Annotated in this window: 15 protein-coding genes and 1 pseudogene; 6 read left to right on the top strand and 10 right to left on the bottom strand. The window is 74.8% G+C overall.

Annotation, left to right across the window (positions count from 1 at the left end; all coding sequences use genetic code 11):
* Positions 1–152 precede the first annotated feature (152 nt).
* From U5640_RS35605 to U5640_RS35580, 6 genes are all read right to left on the bottom strand, one after another.
* Positions 153–2,549, bottom strand: coding sequence for a vWA domain-containing protein (locus U5640_RS35605; protein ID WP_340381918.1), 2,397 nt, complete (start codon positions 2,547–2,549; stop codon positions 153–155).
* 105 nt (positions 2,550–2,654) lie between these two features.
* Positions 2,655–3,167, bottom strand: coding sequence for a Pycsar system effector family protein (locus U5640_RS35600; RefSeq protein ID WP_340381916.1), 513 nt, complete (start codon positions 3,165–3,167; stop codon positions 2,655–2,657).
* Entirely contained in the window at positions 3,164–4,480 is a 1,317-nt protein-coding gene (locus U5640_RS35595) for a hypothetical protein (protein WP_340381914.1), read from the bottom strand. The genes U5640_RS35600 and U5640_RS35595 overlap by 4 nt, the downstream gene beginning before the upstream one ends.
* Entirely contained in the window at positions 4,477–7,479 is a 3,003-nt protein-coding gene (locus U5640_RS35590) for a hypothetical protein (protein ID WP_340381912.1), read from the bottom strand. Before U5640_RS35590 ends, U5640_RS35595 begins: the two co-directional genes overlap by 4 nt.
* Positions 7,476–8,498, bottom strand: a complete 1,023-nt coding sequence (locus U5640_RS35585) for a hypothetical protein (RefSeq protein ID WP_340381910.1) — start codon at positions 8,496–8,498, stop codon at positions 7,476–7,478. Before U5640_RS35585 ends, U5640_RS35590 begins: the two co-directional genes overlap by 4 nt.
* 257 nt (positions 8,499–8,755) lie before the next feature.
* The gene (locus U5640_RS35580) at positions 8,756–9,460 is read right to left on the bottom strand and encodes a Crp/Fnr family transcriptional regulator (RefSeq protein ID WP_340381908.1); all 705 of its coding nucleotides are present in this window, start codon (positions 9,458–9,460) and stop codon (positions 8,756–8,758) included.
* Positions 9,461–9,815: 355 nt separating this feature from the next.
* On the opposite strand from U5640_RS35580, the gene U5640_RS35575 reads away from it, so the two are divergent.
* From U5640_RS35575 to U5640_RS35565, 3 genes are all read left to right on the top strand, one after another.
* On the top strand, positions 9,816–13,832 hold the full coding sequence (locus tag U5640_RS35575; protein WP_340381906.1) for a Pls/PosA family non-ribosomal peptide synthetase: 4,017 nt from the start codon (positions 9,816–9,818) through the stop codon (positions 13,830–13,832).
* Between the two features lie 74 nt (positions 13,833–13,906).
* On the top strand, positions 13,907–15,250 hold the full coding sequence (locus tag U5640_RS35570) for a M1 family metallopeptidase (RefSeq protein ID WP_340381904.1): 1,344 nt from the start codon (positions 13,907–13,909) through the stop codon (positions 15,248–15,250).
* A gap of 9 nt (positions 15,251–15,259) precedes the next feature.
* Positions 15,260–15,646, top strand: coding sequence for a YchJ family protein (locus U5640_RS35565; protein WP_340381902.1), 387 nt, complete (start codon positions 15,260–15,262; stop codon positions 15,644–15,646).
* A 19-nt stretch (positions 15,647–15,665) separates the two neighbouring features.
* Here the strand turns inward: U5640_RS35565 and U5640_RS35560 are convergent, their stop codons facing one another.
* A complete protein-coding gene (locus tag U5640_RS35560; protein ID WP_340381900.1) occupies positions 15,666–16,367 on the bottom strand; it encodes a FadR/GntR family transcriptional regulator in 702 nt (233 codons plus the stop codon).
* A gap of 131 nt (positions 16,368–16,498) precedes the next feature.
* Here U5640_RS35560 and U5640_RS35555 point away from each other — a divergent pair, with 131 nt between their 5' ends.
* Together U5640_RS35555 and U5640_RS35550 are read left to right on the top strand one after the other, a co-directional pair.
* Entirely contained in the window at positions 16,499–17,017 is a 519-nt protein-coding gene (locus tag U5640_RS35555; protein WP_340381898.1) for a gluconokinase, read from the top strand.
* Positions 17,018–17,212: 195 nt separating this feature from the next.
* Positions 17,213–18,604: a hypothetical protein gene (locus U5640_RS35550; protein WP_340381896.1), complete on the top strand. Its 1,392-nt coding sequence runs from the start codon at positions 17,213–17,215 to the stop codon at positions 18,602–18,604.
* Positions 18,605–18,684: 80 nt separating this feature from the next.
* Here U5640_RS35550 and U5640_RS35545 read toward each other — a convergent pair whose 3' ends face one another.
* The 3 genes and pseudogenes from U5640_RS35545 to U5640_RS35535 all read right to left on the bottom strand — a co-directional run bounded on the left by U5640_RS35545 (position 18,685) and on the right by U5640_RS35535 (position 21,057).
* Positions 18,685–19,305: a cytochrome b/b6 domain-containing protein gene (locus U5640_RS35545; protein WP_340381894.1), complete on the bottom strand. Its 621-nt coding sequence runs from the start codon at positions 19,303–19,305 to the stop codon at positions 18,685–18,687.
* A pseudogene (locus U5640_RS35540) lies at positions 19,289–20,015 on the bottom strand (molybdopterin-dependent oxidoreductase). The gene U5640_RS35545 and the pseudogene U5640_RS35540 overlap by 17 nt, the downstream one beginning before the upstream one ends.
* Before the next feature lie 73 nt (positions 20,016–20,088).
* Entirely contained in the window at positions 20,089–21,057 is a 969-nt protein-coding gene (locus U5640_RS35535; protein ID WP_340381892.1) for a hypothetical protein, read from the bottom strand.
* A 342-nt stretch (positions 21,058–21,399) separates the two neighbouring features.
* Here U5640_RS35535 and U5640_RS35530 point away from each other — a divergent pair, with 342 nt between their 5' ends.
* Positions 21,400–22,293 carry a DMT family transporter gene (locus tag U5640_RS35530; RefSeq protein WP_340381890.1) on the top strand — a complete coding sequence of 298 codons (894 nt, stop codon included), beginning with the start codon at positions 21,400–21,402 and terminating at the stop codon, positions 22,291–22,293.
* Positions 22,294–22,308: the final 15 nt, after the last annotated feature.

Below are 22,308 nucleotides of genomic sequence, written 5' to 3'. Positions count from 1 at the left end.
TGTGGTGGGGGTGAGTGGTGCGATCGAGCGTGGGTGGTGTGACGGAGCGTGAGTGCTGGGACGGGGCGTGAGTGGTGTGACGCCGGGTGAGGGCGGCGGGGCCGTGGTGGCCGGCCGGTGACCGGCGCGGTGGCCGGGCCCCGCCGCGCCGGTCACAGGTCGGGGTCGTAGGGGCGCTCCGCTCCGGACGCGGGTACGCGGTCGGTGCGGTGGGACGCCGGGGTGTCCTCGCCCCGGCGGGGCGGCCGGGATGCCGACGGGCCGGACCCGGCCTGCCGGGCGAACGGCCAGCGGCCGCCGGTGCCGGCCGGCCGTCGCGGGGTCCCGCCCGTCGCCCCGGTGCGGCCGGTCCCCCCGGTGCGAGCCGTCCGGCTGCCGGCCGAGTCGATCCTCAGGAGCAGGCCGTCGGAGAGCGGTGCGCTCCTGCCGTGGTCGACGCGGGTGCCGGAGCTCTTCCCGGGCGTGCGCAGCAGCGCCATGCGCTGGGCGTCCCGCCGTACCGCGTACGGACCCCGCCGGTCCGGCACCAGCCGGGGGTCGCCGCCCTGGCCGGGGAGTACGGCGAAGCAGTACTCCGGACCGCTCGTCTTCACCGTGATGGTGCTGACGGAGCGGTCCTGCCGGCCCTCCCCGCCCGGGACGAGGAGGGTGAGGACCAGCCCGCGCACGTCGTGGACGCGCCGCGACTCCAGCACCCGCCAGCCGGCGAACGCGGCGCCGGCCGCCAGCAGCAGACCGAGGGCGAGCAGCAGGACCCAGTGCTTCTGCGGCCAGGTCGGCTCGGGCGTGACCCGTACGCTCACCAGGCGGGCGTCCAGCACCCGCGCGGAGCGCGCCGTGTCGTAGACCACGATCTTGGCGGAGAGCCGGCCGGGGGACACCTCGGGTCCGACGCGCACCTCGGCCCGCACGGTCCGGGTCTGCCCGGGGGTGAGGCGCACCCGCGCCGGAGTCACCGTCAGGTCGCCGTGGGTGGTGTCCTCCAGGGCCAGGCGCAGCGTGCGCGCGGTGGTGGAGTCGTCGGACGCCTTGAGGGTGACGGATACCCGGCCGCCCGGATGCACGGTCGCGTCGGAGACACCCAGGTGGGCCTGTACGTCCGGGTTGACGGGCGTCACACCGGTCACGAAGGGCCGGTGGTCGGCGGTGAGTCCGAGGGCGGTGAGCACGCCGGTCACCTTGAGCGAGCCCTTCGCCGTCGACGGGATGGTGACGGTGCCGGTGAACCGGCCGTCGCCCGCCCGCGTGTCCTCGTCCTGCCCGTCGTCGGAGAGCCGGACGGCCTGCCGGGTGAAGCCGTCGCCCTCCAGCGACGCCGACACCTTGAGCACCTCGAGGTCGGCGGGGTCGGCGACCGGCCGGTTGTTCCAGGTCTGGAGCTGGAGGCCCACGGTGGCCCGCTCACCGGCCCGCGGGGACGCGGGAGTCATGACGATCGACGACCGCAGCGCGCCGCGCCACTGCACGCCCACGCTGGCGAGCTTTCCCCGGTGGCCCTCAGGTGCGGTCAGGTTCACGGTCCAGGTGCCGGGGCGGGGCGCCACGATGCGCAGCGACTCCACCTCCTGGTCGGTGCCGGTGAGTTCGTAGGACGAGAGGCCGTCGTCGCCGCTGCCGTCGATCTCCTTGCCGCCCGGGGCGCGGATGCGCACCCTGACCTCCGGGTCGCCCTTGGAGACCACGATGGTGGCCAGGGTGGCCAGCGGGGAGATCCGCAGCCGGAACGTGGCGGGCGGGGTGTCCTGGTGGGTGGGGTCGGAGATGAGGCAGCGGGCGCTGGCGAACGCCTTGTGGACCGCGTCGCCCAGGGCCGCGGAGTCCTCGACGGTCCGGGAGGCGGGCTTGGCCCGGGGCAGGTCGACGCAGGCGCCCTGGTAGCCGCCGGCCGCCATCTCGCGCAGGCCGGCCGCGTCGACGTCACCGAAGCCGAGCGGCCAGATCTGCACCTGGGCCGCCCGGGCCTCGGCGAGGGCCCGCGTCAGCTCACGCCTGCCGTTGGCCTGCCTGCTGCGCTTGTCGTCGCCGTAGGCCTTGCTGCTGCTGACGTCCAGGACGCCGTCGGTGAGCAGGAAGAGGATGCGCGGCGCGGAGCCGTCCCCCTCGGAGAGACGGACGATGCCCTGCCGGATGGCGGCCGGGAAGTCGGTGCCGGTGCCCTGCCCCGGGCGTCGCCGGTCGAGTCTGCCGACGCAGGCGCCGAGCTTCTCACGGGCGACCTCGCTCAGAGCCGTCGTCGGGCACACCTCGTCGACGGCCTGCTGCGCGTCGTCGTCCGCGCTGGCGAAGCCGAACACGGTCAGCCGCGAGGCGGGGGATATCTCGCTCAGCGCGATGCGCTGGGCGGCGTCCCGCTCGCGTTCCACGTCGGGGCCGCTCAGGCTGCTGGACTCGTCGACCGCCACGGCCAGGCTGATCGGGTCCGGTGTGTCGGGGGCGGCCGCGCGGGCCGCCCCCGGCGCCTGCCCCACGGCGGCGGTACCGGCCAGCAGCATCGCCGCGAGCAGCGCGGTGGCGCCTCGGCCGACCTGACGTCTTGCGCATTTCTTCACATTACGGACATGACTGATGAATAGTTTCCCCACGGTCCCCACTTCGCCTTCTGAAAGTGCCCTGTTCTGTGCGCTGCCGTGCGCTGCCGTGCGCCGGTCAGCCGGTCAGCCGGTCAGGAGTCCCGCCGTGGCGCAGGCCAGGCCCCCGAGGACCCAGAGGACCCCCCACCTGATCCAGCGGTACTTCTCGGCGAGGATGACGCTGATGTCGACCGCCTGCGTCAGCAGCCAGACCGCCGGATCGCGCCCCGCCCGCACCGCCGCCGCCCTGATCCCCTCCATGCCGCCGTCCTCGTGCAGGGCCAGGACGTCGACGTAGTAGGTGAGGCCCGGTCCGCTGCGCCGGGTGCGGCTGCGCGGCAGGACCACGCGGACCAGCGCGCCGGCCCCCGCCAGCCATCCGGCGAGCCCGAGGACGAACAGCACCGGGGCGGCCGGCGCCCGCCCGTGCGGCAGGCCGGTGATGCCCAGCAGCACGGTGGGCAGCGCGATCACGAGTGTCAGCAGGAACGACGCCTTGGCGTCGGCCCGTCCGGCGTCCTCCCTGATCACCGCCAGCAGCCGCGCGGCCACGAACTGCGCGTCCGGCTCACCGGCCGAGTCCGGCCCCCCGGTCACCGGGCGCTCTGTCCCCCGCCGTCCGGCGGCTCCGGAGCGGTGTCCCAGTAGTCGTCGTCCCGCCTGCGTCGACGGGCACCGCGGTCGGCGGCGCCCCGGTCGTCGTAGGAGGGCCAGTCGTCGTACGAGGGCCGGTCGCCGTACGAGGGCCGGTCGTACGGCGCCGGACGATACGGCTCGGGGTCCGGACGGTACGGCTCCGGGTGGTAGACCGGTGGTTCGTACGGCGCGGGCTCGTACACCTCGGGCTCGTACGCCTCCGGCGGATACGCGGTGTTCGGTGTGTCCGGTGTGTTCGGTGTGTCCGCCGTGTTCCGTGCGTCCGGTACGCGTGCGCGTGGTGGCTCGGCGTCCCGATCCTCCGGACCGTGCCGCGGTTCGGGCTCCCGCATCGGGAGTTCCCGCGGCGCCGGGACGAAGGGGGCGGGAACGGCGGGCGGGGGAACGACGGGCGGGGTGAAGCCGCCGGGGGCCATCGAGGCGAGCACCCTGGTGCGCAGGAACCCTTCCAGCTCGGGGCTGGTGATCCGGCCCTGCTGCAGCATCCGCAGGAAGAACTCCTGCGTCTCGCGGCGGCCCTGGGCCTCGTCCTCGCGCATCATGGCGATCACGTCGGCCACGTCCTCCTTGCCGCCCACGGCCATCAGGTAGGTGAGCCGGTCCTCCGCCGAACCGGTCGTCAGCCGGGAGCAGGCCGCGAACCTGCGCGCCACTTCCTCCTGTTGCGCGGTCTGCTTACGGGCCTCCGCCACCTGGTCGAGCCGGATCTGGTCGGTGCTCACCTCCACGAACATCTGCGTGAGCAGGCCCGCGTCGGCCCCGAGGTCGGCCCAGCGCCCGGCCTCGGTCTCCGCGAGGATGGCCTGGTTGGCGCGCTGCGCGTCCTCCACCGCGAACCGTCCGGAGACCTGCCGCAGCCGGGAGACGATCTCCGGCCCGAGGTCCCGCTCGATGCTGGACAGGCGTTTCTCCGCGACGAGTTGGAAGTCCGTCACCTCCCACCGCAGCGTGACCTTCGTGCGGAAGCAGGAGGCGGCGTCCGCCGCCGGCAGGTCGAGGCTGAAGACGGTCGTGTGGCGTCCCCGCGCTATCTCGCAGACGCTGACGGGCCGGGCGTAGAAGCGCCGGGGCACGAGCTGCTCGGTGCCCTTCGAGGTCACCAGGCTGCAGCCGCCCCCCTCGTAGTAGACGACCGAGGCGATCTCGGCGCTGGTGTGCCGGAACCTCGCCCCCTGCAGCACCCGTTCGCGCAGATACGGTCCCGTGATGTTCTCGGGAAGGCCGCCCCTCTCCGGCTGCCCGTTCTCGATCACCGCTGCTCCCTTCCTGCGGCCCGCAGGCCTGCCCCCACCGTGTCGAGCACATGGCCCACGAAGCGTTCGTCCATCGGTTCCCCCGGGTCGGCGGCCATCGCCTCCAGGGCCCAGCCGAGCCGCTGCCAGTCCCGTTCCTCGCGTACGAGCACCGGGAGGAACCACACCAGCGCCCGCAGCAGTTCGCCCGCCGCCTCGTCCGGCCGCTCGCCCGGCGGTGGCCGGTCCCGGTCGAACACATAGGTCCGGCGGCCGTCGGCGGTCACCGCCGCGTCCTGTTCCGCCGCGCGCAGCCATGCGCACAGTCCGTCCAGGGCGCGCTCGCCGGAGAGATGACCGTCGAAGACCCGCCAGAGCAGCCCGGCCAACGGCCCGGCGGCCTCCGGGACGGTGACCGCGAGCGCGAGCGCCAACGGCCAGTCGCGGCGCAGGCCCATCCCCTCGTCGACGGCCGCGGTGTCGGCGCGGGGCACGGCGGGCCGGGTCGGGACCGGCTGCCACAGCCCCGGCATGCGCACCGCCGAAGCGGGACCGGCCACCGTCTCCGCGCCCACCCGGCCGGGGCGCCGGGCCGCCCGCGCCGGGGTCCGGCCGGCCGGCTCCCCCGTGCCGCCCGCGCCCCCCTCGCCCCGGTGACCGCCCCGGTCGTCCGGGGTGTCGTCGTCGGAGGTCTCGGGTTCCCAGTAGTCGTCGCAGCGGGCCGTGCACAGCCGTACGCCCGTCAGCAGCGCGAGGTCACGGCGGTCCCCGGTGATCTCGCCCGCCCACTCTCCCAGCAGCGTCAGCGCCTCGGCGGCCCTGCTGCCGGCGGCCAGCCGGGTCAGGGCGTACGAGGCGACCTGGAGGTGGGCGCCGTCGTCCCGGGTGCCGAGCCGGCCGAGCAGTTCCACCGCCGCGCGGGTGTCCGGTTCGGCCCGGCCGTGCCCCAGGACCAGGGCGGCGGTCCAGCGCGGGCCGGCCGCGTCCCCGTGCGCCCACTCGTCCACGACGCCCCGGACGGCCGTACGGTACGGCTCGCGCCGCCCGGCCTGGTCCAGTGCCGTGGCGGCCGCGTAGCGCCGGCGCGGGGAGCGCGCGGAGGCGAGCGGGGCGACCAGTTCGGCGAAGCCGTACCCCGGGTCCGCGCTGCACAGTTCGCCGGCGGCGAGGGCGGCGCGGACCCAGACCTGCGGCCGGGGGTCGTCCGCGAGGGCGCGCAGCCAGCGCACGACGGGTGCTCGGGCCGCGTGGTGGCTCTGCCAGACCTCGGCGAGCACGGCGCCCGCGAACGCCGGTCCCTGGTAGTGCACCGTGCGGACCGGCAGCGGCACCCCGGCCAGGCTCTCGTCCTCGGCCTCCCCGAACTCGGCGCGGCTCGCCGCGAGCACGCCGTCCCAGTCCTCGGCGAACACCGGGCGTCCGTGGTCCCGTCCGGGCATCCGGGCGGACAGCAGTTCCCGGGTCAGCCGGTCGGCCGCGTCGGCCACCGCGCTGAAGGCCTCGCCGTCCAGGACGGCCAGCGCGACCCGGAAGGCCAGGTGCCGCAGCAGGACGCGGGTCGCGTCGTCGGCCGTCTCCCGGCCGGGCCGGCCCGGCTCGCCGGTGTCCGTGACGACGGGCCGGTGACGGGCGTCGGCGAACCAGACCCGGACCTGACCTCGCACCAGGTCGCCGCACCGGTCGAGGAGTTCGGGCCGGCTCAGGTCGCCCCGCAGGTGACGTACGAGCAGCGCCGCCAGCGCGTCGGTCTCGGCCGGGCGGAGCCGGGCCGTCGGGATGCCCAGCGCCTGCCGCAGGGCCGGATGGCGCAGGATGCGTTCTCCCCGGTCCAGCGCGTCCGGGCCCGCGTCGTCGGCGTCCGCGAGCCGCCGGGTCAGATGCCAGGACAGCAGTTCCCCGGCGGGGGGCGCGGGACAGCGCAGGGCATGCCGTCCGGTGAGCAGGGCGCCGGCCGGGGTGGACGGGGAGGCGACCAGGACCGCGTAGGCGTCCCGTCGGGCCAGGGCCGCGGCGAGGGCACCCAGGTGGGCCTCGCCGGGCGGGGACCAGTCACCGGGCAGGTCCGGCAGGTGGAGGACGAAACCGCCACCGCGCGCGACCCGCCGGGCGACCCTGGCCGGGTCGCGGAGGATGCGGCCCAGCGAGGACACGTCCAGCCGGGTCACCCGGCCGGGAGCGAAATCGCCGTCGTCGCCCTCGCCGTCGCCCTCGCCGTCGGCGTCTGCGTCTGCGTCCGGGTCCGGGTCCTTGACGTCGTCGCCGGCGCCGGTCAGTTCCTCCAGCAGGCACAGCGCGGTGGTACGGCGTCCGGTGCCGGGCGGCCCGACGAGGACCAGTACCCGGCGCTCACGCAGCGCGTCCTTCAGGAGCTGGTAGCCGTCGGGGGCGCGGTAGGTCAGGCTCAGACGGCGCAGTTCCGCCTCCGGGACCTCGCCCAGGACGGCCGAGCCGCTGTCGTCGCCGCCCATGTAGACGTTGCCGAAGTGGGCGTGGCCGAAGCGGGTCCGGTCGAACACGCTGCTGTTGCCACGGATGCTGAACCGGGCCCGCCCCTCGGAGCGGGCGCGGTTGGCGGCCCGGGTGCTCCCGGCGGCGCCGTCCGCGGCGAGCGGGTCCTGCATGGCCTCCCGGAAGCGCTCGCCCTCCCGCTGCTGCCGTTCCTCCCATGCCGCCCGCGCCCGCCGGTCGGCCTCGTCCTCGCCGCCGGTGTCGTCGGACCGCTCGTCCCGGCCGCCCCGCCCGCCGTCCTCGCCGACGCCCCCGTCGTCCCGCTCGCCACGGCCGTCGCGGTCCCTGTCCCGGTCCCGGTCCCTGTCGCGGTCCCGGTCCCTGTCGCGGTCGTCCCGGTCCGACCGGTGGTCACGGTCGCCGTAATGCTCCGCGCCCCTGTCACCGCCGTACGCGCGGTCGCCGTACCGTTCGCCGCCCGGCGCCCGTGCCCCGTCCCGCTCGGCCGCCCACGGCTGCGGAGCCTGGACGGGGCCCATGGCCGCCGCCCCGCCGACGCCGTCCGCGCTCATCGGGCGCCTCCGTCGCCGTCGCGGGGACCGCGGGACACCCGTCTGCCGAAGTGGCCCCCGCGCACGACGGAGTCGGTGATCACGAAGTTGTCGCCCTCCGCCACGTCGATGTCGAAGTTTGCGCCCGGTTCGCCGTCCGGGTCCCCTCCCCGGTGAGGGACCCGGACGGCTTCCTTCCGGCCCGCCCGCGAGGGCGTACCGTCCGCGCCGGTGCCGACGGCCGCCGGCCGCTCCCGGGTCTCCGGGGCAGCGCGCCCCGGGACGCCCGCCGAGTCCCCCGGGTCCGCCGGGTCCGCCGGGTCCGCCGGGTCACCCGAGTACGCCGGGTCCGGCTCGCCCGGCGCCCGCGGCTCGTCCGCCCCGTCCACCCCGGCGGTCCCGGCGGTCCCGGCGGTCCCGGCAGTCCCGGCGGTCCCGGCAGTCCCGTGCGTCCCGGCCGTCCGGTCAGGCGCGAATCCCTCGTCCCCCGGCACCATCGGACGGGGCTCGCCGGGCACGTGGTACCAGGCGAGGGCCGGACCCTCCTTGAGCGTCAAGGAGGCCGAGCGGTAGGCGGATGGCTCGATGAAGCGCCCGCCGTGCCGGATGACGTCCTGGTACAGCCGCTCGGACGCCACGCACACCAGGTCCCGCCCGGAGCGCTCCAGCACCGCCCGGGTGACGGCGGCGTCGGCCAGTCGGCAGACCAGGTCCATCGCCTCGCCGGCCAGTCCGTTGTCGTCCTCCTCCACCGGACCGACGTGCAGGGCGACCCGCAGCCCGAGCGGCCGGCTGCGCTCCTCGTTGAGGGGACGGAGCCCCTGGTGGACCTCGGCCAGCCACGGCCCGATCAGATGAGCGGGCGGCACCCGTGCGTCGAGCGCGGCTATGAAGCCGTCACCCCGGTCCTCCCGGTGCATCTGCGCCGAACCGACGCCGACGGCCCGGAAGGACCGGTCGGTCAGCTCGTACACATCCCGGCGCATGCGCAGTTTCGCGCCATGGGACAGGCCCCCCGATCCCCGTACGTCGACACTCATCAAGAACTTGTAGACAGCGCCGTTCGGCACCCGCATCGCCCCCCGCTCGCATGAACGGGGTTCAGCATTCCGGAATCCGGTTGGGCTGGATGTAGCCGTTTACACATTGCGAGGCTCGACCGGGAGCATCGCCGAGGGCGCACGCCCGGGGCGCACACCACGCACCCCCATTTCACTACCGCACGCCCCCCGAATGGGTGACAACGCGGCACACTCCGCACACAGGTGCACACACACCGCAAAGGGGCGGCCAAGGCTCAGAAATCGAGGCTCGCGCCCGCCGCCAGGACCTCCAGCACGGTCCGGTCGAGAATCTCGATGCGACGCGGCCGGGTCCGTACCGCACCGGCGTCCCGCAGCGGCCTGAGCGCCTTCGCCACGGCCTCTCGGGTCGCCCCCACGGCGTCCGCGAGGTCGTGCTGCGCGAGGTCGACCGGCAGCGCGTCCCCCGCCTCCCGGCCGCGCCCCTCCGGCAGTGACAGTTCGGCGAACTCCAGCAGCCGGGCCGCCAGGCGCTGCAGCACGGTCAGCGAGACGAGCGAGCGGCGCTCCTCGTCGGCACCCCGCAGCCGGGACGCGAGCTGGGCCATGACCAGACCGCCGGCCTCGGGGTGCACGGAGACGAAGCGCCGGAACGAGCCGATGCCCACGACCACCGCGCGCACCGCCCCGAGCGCGGTGACGGTGGCACTGCGCGGTGAGCCGTCGGCCATGGCCATCTCACCCACCAGTTCGCCCGGTCCGCGGAGCGCCAGCAGCAGCCGGTAGGAGCTGCGGCCGGTGCTGATCGAGACGGCCGACCAGCCGTCCAGCAGGACGACGACGGTCCGGCCGGGCTCACTCTCCCGCATCAGGTGCTCGCCCGGCGCGAACGAGCGTTCGGCGCCCAGGCTCAGCAGGTCCGCGCGCAGCGGCGGGGCGAGCGCGTGCAGAAACGGTTGTGTACGGTCCGTCAGCGCCATGCGGGCCCCCTCGCGCCCCGGCCGGACAGGCCCGCCGGAAGAGTGAAGTGCAGTGAGATTACTGGATGCGCAGGTGTGCATGACGGTACGTCAGGGGGCAGGCGCCCTGAACTGCGGCTTTGTCCCCGGGCGCTGTGCGGCGGGCATGTGGCGCGTCTCGCATCCCCCGCCGAACGCCAGGTCAGAGGGGTCGGGCGCCCCCGAACGGGCGTCTTCGGGTGGCCACTCGAAGGGGGGCGAGCATAGCGTCGTACTAAAATATCCGGCTTGTTACGGAGCCGGTCCGGACAACCCCAGGCAGACCTGCGGGCCCGCCGGCGCCCCGGAGGCTTCCGGGATCGAGACGCGAGGACCGATGGCAGCGATTGACGAGAGCAGCGCTCTCGGCCTGCTCGACGAAGAAATCCGCGTACAGCTCGGTGACAGGGCACGCTTCTCCGGCGGGCCCGCCGCCTCCCCCCGCACGCTTGTCGACGTCTTCGAGGGGTCGGTGCGGTCCTACCCGGACGAGCTCGCCCTGGACGACGGCAACGCCCCCCTGACCTACCGGGCGCTCGCCGTGGAGGTGGAGCGGCTGCGGCGCCGGCTCGCCGCCGCCGGGGTGGGGCTCGGGGACCGGGTGGGGGTGCGGGTGCCGTCCGGCACCAATGACCTCTACGTGGCGATCCTCGCCGTGCTCGCGGCGGGCGCCGCCTATGTGCCCGTGGACGCCGAGGACCCAGACGAGCGGGCCGAGCTGGTGTTCGGGGAGGCGGAGGTGCGGGCCGTGATCGGCGCCCGGCACGAGATCACCGCCCACGGAAGCCCCGCCCACGGAAGCACTGCCATGGGGAGCACTGCCCAGGGGAGCACCGCTCGCGAGACAACCGCTCATGGGAGCACCGCTCGCGAGATGACCGCTCACGGAAGCACCGCTCATGGAAGCACCGCTCACCGAAGCGCCGCTCACGGGGCCTCCCGCACGCGCGCCGCCCGGCCGACCGTCGAGCACGACGCCTGGATCATCTTCACCTCCGGCTCCACCGGCAGGCCCAAGGGCGTGGCCGTCAGTCACCGCAGCGCCGCCGCCTTCGTGGACGCCGAGGCCGCGCTGTTCCTCACCGAGGAGCCCCTCGGGCCCGGTGACCGGGTGATGGCGGGTCTCTCGGTGGCCTTCGACGCCTCCTGCGAGGAGATGTGGCTCGCGTGGCGCTACGGCGCCTGTCTGGTGCCGGTGCCCCGGTCGCAGGTCAGGAGCGGGGCCGATCTCGGGCCCTGGCTGGTCGAGCAGGAGATCACCGTGGTCTCCACCGTGCCGACGCTGGCCGCGCTCTGGGAGCCGGAGACCCTCAACGACGTCCGGCTGCTGATCTTCGGCGGTGAGGCCTGCCCGCCCGAGCTGGTGCAGCGGCTGGTGACCGAGGGCCGGGAGGTCTGGAACACGTACGGGCCGACCGAGGCGACCGTGGTGGCCTGCGCGTCGCTGATGTCGGGCGAGGAGCCGGTCCGGATCGGGCTGCCGCTGCGCGGCTGGGAGCTGGCCGTCGTGGACGAGGCCGGCGAGCCGGTGCCGATGGGCGAGAGCGGCCAGCTGGTGATCGGCGGGGCCGGCCTCGCACGCTACCTCGACGCCGAGAAGGACGCCGAGAAGTACGCGCCGCTGGAGTCGCTGGGCTGGGAGCGGGCGTACCGCAGCGGTGACCTGGTCAAGGCGGAGCCCGAGGGGCTGGTCTTCCTCGGACGGGCCGACGAGCAGATCAAGCTCGGCGGGCGGCGCATCGAGCTGGGCGAGGTGGACGCGGCACTGCAGGCGCTGCCGGGTGTCGCGGGCGCGGCGGCGGCGGCGGTGCGGACCGCGCGCAGCGGCAACCAGCTGCTCGTCGGGTATGTCGTCACCCAGGACGGCTGGGACCGGGCGGAGGCGGTGGAGCGGCTGCGCGCCGCGCTGCCGGCCGCGCTGGTGCCGCTGCTGGCGCAGGTGGACGATCTGCCGACCCGGACGTCCGGCAAGGTCGACCGCAACGCGCTGCCGTGGCCGCTCGACGATGTCGAGATGCCGGCGGGCGAGCATCTGTACGGCACCGAGGCCTGGCTGGCCGAGCAGTGGGCCGCGGTCCTCGGGATGCCGGTGACGAGCCACTCCGACGACTTCTTCGCGATCGGCGGCGGCAGCCTGGCCGCCGCCCAGCTCACCACCCGGCTGCGCACCCGCTACCCGAGCGCGGCCGTCCTGGACATCTACCAGCAGCCGGTGCTGCGCAAGCTGGCCCGCCGGCTGGAGGAGTCGGCGCACGACGAGGGCGGCAGCCGTACGGTCGCGCCGGTGCCGAGGAAGACGCAGGCCGTGCAGCTCCTGCTGCTGCTTCCGCTGTTCACCCTGCTCGGGCTGCGCTGGACGGTCGTGCTGGCGGCGCTGGGCAATGTGCTGCCGGGGTACGGCTGGCTGCCGACCGCGTCCTGGTGGCTGGTGGCCGCCGGAGCAGTGCTCTTCTTCACCCCGCCGGGGCGGATCGCCGTGGCGGCGGGCGGGGCGCGGCTGCTGCTGCGGGGGGTGACGCCGGGCCGGTATCCGCGCGGCGGCGCGGTGCATGTGCGGCTGTGGGCGGCGGAGCGACTGGCCGAGTTCAGCGGGGCGACCACGCTCACCGGGTCCTGGCTGGAGCGGTACGCCCGGGCGCTGGGCGCCAAGATCGGCCCGGAGGTCGATCTGCACTCGCTGCCGCCGGTGACCGGTCTGCTCAAGCTGGGGCGCGGCGCGGCCGTGGAGTCCGAGGTGGATCTGTCCGGGTACTGGCTGGACGGCGACCGGCTGGAAATCGGCACGGTCAAGGTGGGCGCGCACGCCGTCGTCGGCACGCGCAGCATGCTCTTCCCGGGGGCCCGGGTCGGCAAGCGCGCCGAGGTGGCGCCGGGTTCGGCGGTCACCGGGCAGGTCCCGACCGGTCAGCGCTGGGCGGGCGCGCCCGCGGTGAAGCTGGGCAAGGCCAAGCGGAACTGGCCCGAGGAGCGGCCGCAGCGGGGCACGTACTGGCGGATCATGTACGGCGTGACCGGTCTGGCGTTGAATCTGCTGCCGGTGGCGGCGGCGGTGGCCGCGCTCGTGGTGGCCCGGGTGTTCGTGACGCCGGGCGCCGGGCTGGGCGGTGCGCTGCGCGGGGCGGTGCTGGCGCTGGTCCCGGCGACGCTCGCCTACGGGCTGGCGTACGCGCTGCTGCTGCTGGTCGCCGTACGGCTGCTGAGCCTGGGGCTGCGCGAGGGCACGCATCCGACGCACAGCCGGGTGGGCTGGCAGGCGTGGACGGTGACCCAGCTGATGGACCGCTCGCGCGAGACGTTGTTCCCGCTGTACGCGGGGCTGGTGACACCGCTGTGGCTGCGGCTGCTGGGGATGCGGATCGGGCGGGGGGCGGAGGTGTCGACGGTGCTCGCGCTGCCGAGCCTGACGACGGTCGGCGAGGGCGCGTTCCTGGCCGACGACACGCTGACCGCGCCGTACGAGCTGGGCGGGGGCTGGGTGCGGATCGGGCGCGCGGAGATCGGGCGGCGGGCGTTCCTCGGGAACTCGGGGATGACCGCGCCGGGCCGGAGCGTGCCGGACGGCGGGCTGGTCGGGGTGCTGTCGGCGACGCCGAAGAAGGCGAAGAAGGGCAGCTCGTACCTGGGGCTGCCGCCGGTGAAGCTGCCGCGCAGCACGGCCGGCGGCGACCAGAGCCGGACGTACGACCCGCCCGCGCGGCTGTTGTGGGCGCGCGGGCTGGTGGAGCTCTGCAGGATCGTGCCGGTGTTCTGCTCGGCCGCCCTGGCGGTGCTGACGGTGGCCGCGCTGTGCGCCCTCGGGGTGTGGGCGCCGCTGCTGGGCGGGCTGGCGCTGTTCGGCACGGGGGTGGCGGCCTGTGTGCTGTCGGTGGCCGCGAAGTGGCTGCTGGTGGGGCGGCACCGCACCGGTGAGCATCCGCTGTGGAGCTCGTTCGTGTGGCGCAACGAGCTGGCGGACACGTTCGTCGAGGTGGTCGCCGTGCAGTGGCTGGCGGGCGCGGTGCCGGGTACACCGGTGATGACGGCGTGGCTGCGCGGGCTCGGGGCGCGGATCGGCCGGGGCGTGTGGGTGGAGAGCTACTGGCTCCCGGAGGCGGATCTGGTGACACTGGAGGACGGGGCCACGGTGGGACGCGGGTGCGTGCTGCAGACTCACCTCTTCCACGACCGGATCTTGCGGACGGATACTGTGGTCCTCCGTGAGGGCGCCACCTTGGGCCCTGGCGGGATCGTGCTGCCCGGCAGCACGGTCGGGGCCCGTACGACCCTGGGTCCCGCGTCGCTCGTCATGGCCGCGGAGTCCGTCCCGGACGACACCCGCTGGCTGGGCAATCCGATCGAGGCATGGCGTCCCTGAACGCGGGCCACTCGGTGGCCGCGGGCGGTGCACCGAGAAGCGGTTCGAGTACGGCGCAGGGAGCGGACGCGGAAGTGGCAGTGCAGCAGTCGGTGGGTTCGGACCCGTATTTCCCGGACAACGGCGATCCCCGTTACCGGGTGCATCGCTACGAACTCACGCTGGACTACCGTCCCGGCCCGAACCGGCTGTCGGGGACGGCCCGGATCAACGCGATCGCGGGCCGGGCGCCGCTGGCCGAATTCCAGCTGAACCTGGCCGACTTCAGGATCGGGCGGGTCCGGGTGGACGGCCGGCAGCCGCACTACACGCACCGGGGCGGGAAGCTGCGGATCCGCCCCGCCAAGTCGCTGCGCGCGGGGGCCGCCTTCACCGTCGAGGTGCACTGGTCGGGCAATCCCAAGCCGGTGTCGAGCCCGTGGGGCGGGATCGGCTGGGAGGAGCTGACGGACGGTGCGCTGGTGGCGAGCCAGCCGGTGGGTTCGCCTTCGTGGTACCCGTGCAACGACCGTCCCGCGGACAAGGCGTCGTATCTGATCTCGGTCACGACGCCGTCGGCGTACTCGGTGGTGGCGGGCGGCCGGCTGCTGACCCGGACCACGAAGGCGTCCACGACGACCTGGGTGTACGAGCAGTCGGCGCCGACGTCGAGCTATCTGGTCGGGCTGGCGATCGGCAAGTACCAGACGGTGCTGCTGGGCGATCCCGGGCTGGGCGGGGTGCCGATGCACGGGCACATACCGGCGCATCTCCTCGCGCGGTTCTCTCGGGACTTCGCCCGACAGCCGGGGATGATGGACCTGTTCCAACGGCTCTTCGGGCCCTACCCGTTCGACGAGTACGCGGTGGTGGTGGCCGACGAGGAACTCGATGTGCCGGTGGAGGCGCAGGGGTTGTCGCTGTTCGGCGTCAACCATGTGGACGGGGCCCGGGGTTCGGAGCGCCTGGTGGCGCACGAGCTGGCTCACCAGTGGTTCGGCAACAGCGTGTCGATCGCCGACTGGCGGCACATCTGGCTCAACGAGGGCTTCGCGAAGTACGCGGAGTGGCTGTGGTCGGAGCGGTCGGGCGGCCGTAGCGCCCAGCAACTGGCGGCCGCGGCGCATCGGTTGCTGTCCTCGCGGCCGCAGGACCTGAAGCTGGCGGACCCGGGCCGCAAGACGATGTTCGACGACCGGCTGTACCAGCGGGGCGGGCTCGCCGTGCACGCGTTGCGGTGCGCGCTCGGCGACGAGGCGTTCTTCCGGATGCTGCGCGGCTGGCTCGGGCTGCACCGGGGCGGGGCGGTCACGACGGCGATGTTCACGGCGCACGCGGCGCGGTTCACCCCGGAGCCGCTGGACGAGCTGTTCGAGGCCTGGCTGTACCGGCCGGCGCTGCCGCCGCTGCCGCTGGCCGAGACCCGGGCGACGGCCTAGTGCCGCACAATGGCGTCCATGACCACGCGTTCCTGCCCGTGCGGGCTGCCGCAGTCCTACGACGACTGCTGCGGCCGCTACCACCGCGGTCCCGTCGCCGCGCCGACCGCGGAGGCGTTGATGCGCTCGCGGTACACCGCCTTCGTCGTCGGTGACGTGGCGTATCTGACGCGGACCTGGCATCCACGGACCCGGCCGGCGCGGCTGGACCTGGATCCCGGGATGCGGTGGAGGGGGCTGGAGATCCTCGCGACGGGGGACGGTTCCGCGTTCCACCGGAGCGGGACGGTGGAGTTCCGGGCGTCCTTCCGGGGCGGCTCGCTGCACGAGGTGAGCCGGTTCGAGCGGGTGGACGGGGCGTGGGTGTACGTGGACGGGGACTTCCCCGAGGCGTAGCCCGCCGTCGACGGCCGGGTCAGGGGGCCAGGACGTCCAGTTCCTGGAGGGCGCCGGCCATGATCTCGCGGGTGAGCTGCTCGGCGCCGGGGCTGTCGCCCGCGCGGATCACCTCGGCCAGCCGGACGTGCAGGGTGACGGCCGCCGGGTCCGGGTCCTCGAACATGACCCGGTGACGGGTGCGGCCGGTGAGGACCTCGGCCACGACGTCGCCGAGGCGGGCGAACATCTCGTTGCCGGACGCGATGAGGATCACGCGGTGGAAGGCGATGTCGTGCAGGAGGTAGCCCTCCAGTCGGTGGCCCCGTGAGTGGGCCACCATGCCGAGCGCGCACGCGGTGAGTTCCGCGCACTGCTCGGCCGTGGCGTGGCGCGCCGCCAGGCCCGCGGCGACGGGTTCGATCGCCGAGCGCAGGACGGTGAGCGAGCGCAGCTGGTGCGGGCGGTCGGCGCCGGCCAGCCGCCAGCGGATGACCTGCGGGTCGTAGACGTTCCACTCGGCCTTGGGACGGACGGTCACGCCCACGCGGCGGCGGGACTCGACCAGGTGCATGGATTCCAGGACCCGGACGGCCTCACGCATCACGGAGCGTGAGACGTCGAAGCGCTGGGCCAGCTCGTCGGTCCGCAACACGCTGCCCGGAGGGTACTCGCCGGCGGTGATGGCGGGGCCCAGGGTGTCCAGTACATGGCCGTGCAGACCCCGGCCGGGAGTGGTCATGCACTCAGCGTACGGGGCGGATCACGGCGCCAAAAAGTCAGACTTATTCGTCACAGAGTCTTGATTCATCGTACCTAACCGGTTTCAGTGTCCGTCGACATCAGGTGTCGTCGGAAGACAGCGAGGCAGAGATGCGTACCCCCCACGTCGTCGCGGTGATGGGCGTCGCCGGCACGGGCAAGACCACGATCGGTCCCCTGCTGGCCGCCCGGCTCGGCGTTCCCTACGCCGAGGGCGACGACTTCCACCCGCCGGCCAACATCGCCAAGATGTCGGCCGGCGTCCCGCTGGAGGACGCGGACCGGTGGCCGTGGCTGGACGCCATCGGCGCCTGGGCGCACGGGCGGGCCGGGCGGGGCGGCGTGGTCAGCTGCTCGGCGCTGAAGCGGTCGTACCGGGACCGGCTCCGCGCCACGGCGCCGGGGCTGGTGTTCGTGCACCTCGCGGGCGACCGGACGCTGATCGAGGACCGGATGGGGCACCGGCGGGGCCACTTCATGCCGACCGCGCTGCTGGACTCGCAGTTCGCCACGCTCCAGCCGCTCCAGCCGGACGAGGCGGGGGTCGTCGTCGACGTCTCCGGCTCGCCCGAGGAGATCAGCGACCGGGCCGTACGCGCTCTCGCCGGGCTGTCCGACGACCACCGGTAGTCAGCACCCTTCCCTCTCCCTCCCTCAGCACTGCAAGGGGTCGGCCGGAACCTCAGAACCCGGTCGGTCACGGAGACCCTGATCTCGGTGGTCGCGGGCGGGCTGGTGCTGCTGCTCTCACTCGTCCTGCAGGGGGTTCCGCGGGGCGGTGCGGGCGGCCCATGATGACCTCGGGGCGACGACTGGGGGGACGTCATGGCCGTATCGCTGGGGACACGTGTGTCGGCGCTGCTCTTCGTGGGGGCGATCGCCGTGGCCGCCGCCGCCGTGACGGACCCGGGCGGCCCCGCGCCGCGGGTCGGGCCGCGGACGAACGTGTCCGGCGGGACGGCCGGGGGCCCGGACGGCGGACCGGACGGGGCGTTCTCCGACGGGCCCGTCGCGGAGACTCCTCCCCTGTCGCCGTCGCCGGGGCCCAGCGCACTGGGGTCCGGCGGCGCGGAGGCGGACACGAGGGCCCCGCGCACGCCCGGAGTCTCCCGTACGCCGTCACCGAGCGGGACGACGACCGCGGCGGCCGCCGCGCCCGCCTGGTTGCCGCCCGGTCCTGTCTCCCCCGACACCGATCACCGGCCCGACCCGGACAGCGTGTACGACCTGCTCCGGTCGCCGGACCGCTGCCGGGCGGCCCTCGCACAGATCCCCCGCGCCTCCGTCGGTGACGACTGGAAGGTCCTGCGGGGGCTCGCCCACGCGTGTCTCGCCGTCCAGGGGCGCGAGAGCGGGGGCTGGGCGGCGGCCGAACGGGACCGCGCCGCACTCACGGGGGCACCGGACACCTGCAAGGGGCGGGCCGGCCAGCGGGTGCTCGACGCGCTCCTCGCCTTCCACCGCTCCCGCCCCTCGGCCGTCGCGCGGCCCGCGGCCGCACCGGCCACCGCCGCGCCGGCCTGCGCCTACGGCGTCGCCTCGGTCGACGTGGGCGGCGACGGCGAGGCCCGGCCCGGCGATCCGATCCGGATCGAGCTGCGTGGCACCTACTTCGACCGGGCGGAGCTGCTGCGGGCGGGCACGGTGCTCGTCGCGGGCCGGCCGGCGGCCGGGCCACTGCGCGCCGTCACCCGGTCGGGGGACAGGCTGGTGCTGGCCACGGAGGTCCCGGACCTCGGCCTCGGACCCGCGCAGGGGTCCGTCGGAGTGACCGTGAGCGTGCGGTACGCGACGACGGAGGCGGTGAGGGTGAACGCGTTCCGCGTACCGGCACCGGAGGTGAGCGGCCCGCCGCCGGGGCCGAGCGGATCCGGGGGCGGGCCGGGCACTGGGCCGGACGGGTCCGGCGCGGCGGGCGTATCCGGCTCCGGCGGCACGGGGCTCGTCGGTCCCCCGGGTGCCGACCCCGGCCCCACCGGGCTGCGCGGCGCGCCCGGCCCGGACACCGCCGGCCTCCCTGCCCTGCCCGACTCCCGCTCCCCCCGTTACGCCGCCCCCGTCGGGCGATCCGACCCGGGAGCCGAGCCCGCCGGTTCGGGTTCCGGTTCCGGTTCCCGAGGAGAGCCCGCCGAACCGGCCACAGGCACCAGCCCCGCCGACGGCCTCCGCTCCTCCACCCAGTCACCGCCGGTCTCCCCGCCCCGGCCGCACCCCTGAACCTCCCGGCAAGCGCCTGTGCGGGGCTTTCCTCGCGGTCGAGTCCCGAAGGAAAGCCCCGGACCGGTGCCCCCACCCCCCTACGGCCGCCAGAGGGGGTGTTCGCGTTCCGCCCACTCGCGGGTCACCGAGCCGGTGCGCATGCCGTGGCGGGCCTCCGGGTCGGCCAGGGCCATGCCGATGTGGCCGGCGAGGACCACGCCGATGGTGAGGGCGAGCCAGTCGTGGACGAAGGTCGCGCTGGTGCGCCACATGATCGGGGTGAGATGGGTGAACCACATCATGAGACCGGTGCCGAGCATCACCAGCGTCGCCCCGGCGATCCAGGCGGCGTAGATCTTCTGCCCGGCGTTGAACTTGGCCGCCGGCCGCGATGCGGGCCGTCGGTCCCGGCGCAGGGCGGCACGCAGCCAGCGGCGGTCGTGCGGGCCGAAGCGGTTGAGGTGACCGAGGTCGGCGCGGAACGCGCGGGAGGCGAGGCCCGCGAGCACCGGCAGCGGCAGCAGGACGCCCGCGATCTCGTGGACGCGGACCACCAGCTCGCGGCGGCCGACGAGTTCCGCGAGCTCGGGGACGTACAGGAAGGCGGCCGTCAGGACGCACACGCCCATGAGGAGCGCGGTGGTGCGGTGGACCCACCGCACGGCGCGGGTGAAGCGGGGGATCCGGGTCATGGGCGGCGCCTCAGCTCGTAGGCTCATCGTCCCGCCCGTTCGAACGGCCAGACCCAGGCGTCCACGTCGTAGCCCCGGTCCTCCCAGTATCCGGGCTGCACAGCCTTGGTGACGGTGATGCCGGAGAGCCATTTGGCGGACTTGTAGAAGTACATCGGGGCCACGTAGAGGCGGACCGGGCCGCCGTGGTCGTGGCCGAGGTCCTTGTCCTGCATGCGCAGGGCGACCAGGACGTCGGCGCGGCGGGCCTGGTCGAGGGTGAGGCTCTCGGTGTAGGTGCCGTCGAAGCAGGTGAAGCGCAGGGCGCCGGCCCCGGCCCGGACCCCGGCGGCGTCGAGGAGGTCGGAGAGCCGTACGCCCTCGAAGGCGGTGTCGGGGACCCGCCAGCCGGTGACGCACTGGACGTCCTTGACCATGCGGGTCTGCGGCAGGGCCCGGAGCTGGTCCAGGGTGTAGGTGGCGGGGCGGTCGACGAGACCGTCGACGGTGAGGCGGTAGTCCGTGGCGTTCTTGTGCGGGACGGAGGCGGCCACCGAGTAGTAGCGGAAGCCGCCGCCGTTGGGGAGCAGTCCGGTCAGGCCGGTGGGGTCCTTTCCGGCGGCGCTGCCCAGGAAGGCCTCCAGGCCGCGTTGGAGCGGGGGCGCGGCGACGACCCCCAGGGCGCCGAGGGCGAGGGTGCCGAGGAAGACGCGGCGGCCGACGGGGGTGCCGCGTTCCTCGGGCGGTTCGGGGTTCACTCCTCCATTCGAACACCCGGCGGTGGCACGGGGCCAGGTTTCCCCGGAGCCGTCAGACTTCCGTCATCACTTCTCATCCCGCGCTCGGCCCGAGCGCCGCCGCCCGCGCCGAGCGGAACGCCGGACCGGGGGCGCGGTCCGGGTAGGACCAGGGCTCGGGGGTGAGGTGGTCGCCGATGTGCTGGAAGAGGGCGGCCGCCTCGGCTCCCCGGCCCTCGCAGACCTTGGCGTGGGCGAGATAGTTGAGGTCGACCAGCCGGCGCGGGTGGCCGTCGTGCTCCCATTCCAGCCACCAGTCGAAGGCGGCCTTCATCGCGTCCCGGGCGCGGGCGTCGCGCCAGTGCCCGGAGGCGGCCGGGTCGGCGGGGACGAAGCCGTGGCCGGCCAGGGCGCGGTAGCGCTCGGCGTGGGCGACGACCGGCAGGATGGCGAGCGGGGAGTCCGCGGGGGCCTGTTCGGCGGCCCAGGCGGCGAAGTCGTACACCTCGTGCAGGGGGTCGGGGCCGTTCGCGGCGCGGCGCTCGGCGAACCGGGCGATCATCAGGTGGTGCGCGTGGTGGTGGTCGCGGTGGCGGGCGCGGATCTCCTCGAAGATCCGTACGGCCTCCGGGCCGCCGTCGCGCTCCAGCAGGAGCAGGCCCAGCCAGGGCGTGGGGTCGGCGGGCAGGTACTCGGCGGCGGCGCGGCAGGCCGCGCGGGCGACGGCCGGGTCCTCGCGGCCGCGCAGGGCGCGGCGGACCTGGGCGTGGGCGTGCAGGACGCGTCCGTTCGGGCAGCCGGGGTGGGCGAGGAGCCAGTCGTGGGCCCAGGCCGCGGCGTACGGTTCCCGGGCGAGGACGGTGACGCGGTGGGCGCGGCGGTCCCAGTCGTCGCCCGTGTGGGCGAGCAGGGAGCGGGCGGGCTGCCAGCGGCCCTGGGACAACGCGGCTCGGGCGGCACCGAGTTCGATGTCGTCGAGGGCCGGGTCGGGCGTGCGGGCGGCGGCGCGCCGGTGGCCGCGACGGGCCGGCGGGGGTGAGGGTGGGGGTGGGGGTGGGGGCACCGCGGGACTTCCTCATCCTCCTCGGTGACGGCTCTGGCATCGGCCCGCGATCGGCCGATCACGCACAGCAAACCCCCCGTCACCGCCCGCGTCAATACTCGGGAACCTGTGACAGGTGCCAACTACCCTGACGGACGACGCCACTTGAGAACGCGCTTGCGCTGTTGGGCCGTGCGGTGCGGGGGCGGTCGGCGGACCGATGTGGCGTACGCCATGGCGCTGCCCGGCGGGAGCGCACACCATGGCTTTACGGCCTCCCGGGGGCATGCAGGGCGCTGGGAGGCTACAGTCGGCCACTACGCACCCCGTCCGTGGCCCGACCGGATGATCGAGGTACGCAGCGTGTCGGTTCTGGTTCTTGTTCTCGCCGTGAGCGCCGCCTGTTGCCTGGGCTTCGGGTTCGTGCTCCAGCAGAACGCCGCCCAGAAGGCACCGCTCGGCGACTTCCTGTCCCCCCGGCTGCTGCTCGACCTGATCAAGGTACCGCGCTGGCTGGGCGGTATCGGGCTGATGGTGGCGGGCATGGTGCTGGGCGCGATCGCCCTCGGGCAGGGCGAGGTGTCCCTGGTCGAACCGCTGCTCGCGACGAATCTGCTCTTCGCGCTCGCCCTCTCCCGTCACCAGACCCGGCAGCCGCTGGGCCGCCAGGGCTGGGCGGGTCTCGCGCTGCTCGCGGGCGGGGTGACGGCGTTCATCGTGGCGGGCCAGCCGCGCGGCGGCACCGCGGTCACCGATCCGCTGCGGCACTGGCTGATCATCGGTGTGATGGTGGGGCTGGCGCTGCTGCTCACCGCGTACGCCAAACGCTCCCGGCTCAGCTCGGGCCCGGTCCTGCTGTCCCTCGCGGCCGGGCTGCTCTACGGCGTCCAGGACGCGCTGACCCGGGTGAGCGGCCAGCGCTTCTCGGCGGGCGGCCTCGGCGAGCTGCTCACCGGCTGGCAGCCGTACGCGGTGCTCGCGCTCGGTGTGACCGGTCTGGTGCTGGTGCAGAGCGCCTTCGAGACGGCACCGCTGCGGATGTCGCTGCCCGCGCTGACCGCGGCCCAGCCGCTCGCCGGCATCGTCTGCGGGGTGGGTTTCCTCGGCGACCGGCTGCACACCGACACCGGCGCGCTGGCCTGGGAGGCGGCGGGGCTGGCCGCGGTGGTCGCGGGCATCGTGCTGCTCGGCATGCACCCGGCGATGCCCTCGGGGGTCGTGCCGCGCGAGCGGGTCAACAGCCTGCAGACGCAGTAGGTCCGGGGCGGCGGC

This window comes from Streptomyces sp. SS7 (assembly GCF_037993025.1).
Lineage (GTDB): Bacteria > Actinomycetota > Actinomycetes > Streptomycetales > Streptomycetaceae > Streptomyces.
This window is presented reverse-complemented; position numbering and strand designations above follow the sequence as displayed.

What these genes read in the sequence shown, in the direction of transcription:
- U5640_RS35590 (WP_340381912.1), bottom strand. Translation starts at nt 7,479, where the DNA reads ATGAGCGCGGACGGCGTCGGCGGGGCGGCGGCCATGGGCCCCGTCCAG.
- U5640_RS35585 (WP_340381910.1), bottom strand. Translation starts at nt 8,498, where the DNA reads ATGAGTGTCGACGTACGGGGATCGGGGGGCCTGTCCCATGGCGCGAAA.
- U5640_RS35580 (WP_340381908.1), bottom strand. Translation starts at nt 9,460, where the DNA reads ATGGCGCTGACGGACCGTACACAACCGTTTCTGCACGCGCTCGCCCCG.
- U5640_RS35575 (WP_340381906.1), top strand. Translation starts at nt 9,816, where the DNA reads ATGGCAGCGATTGACGAGAGCAGCGCTCTCGGCCTGCTCGACGAAGAA.
- U5640_RS35565 (WP_340381902.1), top strand. Translation starts at nt 15,260, where the DNA reads ATGGCGTCCATGACCACGCGTTCCTGCCCGTGCGGGCTGCCGCAGTCC.
- U5640_RS35560 (WP_340381900.1), bottom strand. Translation starts at nt 16,367, where the DNA reads ATGACCACTCCCGGCCGGGGTCTGCACGGCCATGTACTGGACACCCTG.
- U5640_RS35555 (WP_340381898.1), top strand. Translation starts at nt 16,499, where the DNA reads ATGCGTACCCCCCACGTCGTCGCGGTGATGGGCGTCGCCGGCACGGGC.
- U5640_RS35550 (WP_340381896.1), top strand. Translation starts at nt 17,213, where the DNA reads ATGGCCGTATCGCTGGGGACACGTGTGTCGGCGCTGCTCTTCGTGGGG.
- U5640_RS35545 (WP_340381894.1), bottom strand. Translation starts at nt 19,305, where the DNA reads ATGAGCCTACGAGCTGAGGCGCCGCCCATGACCCGGATCCCCCGCTTC.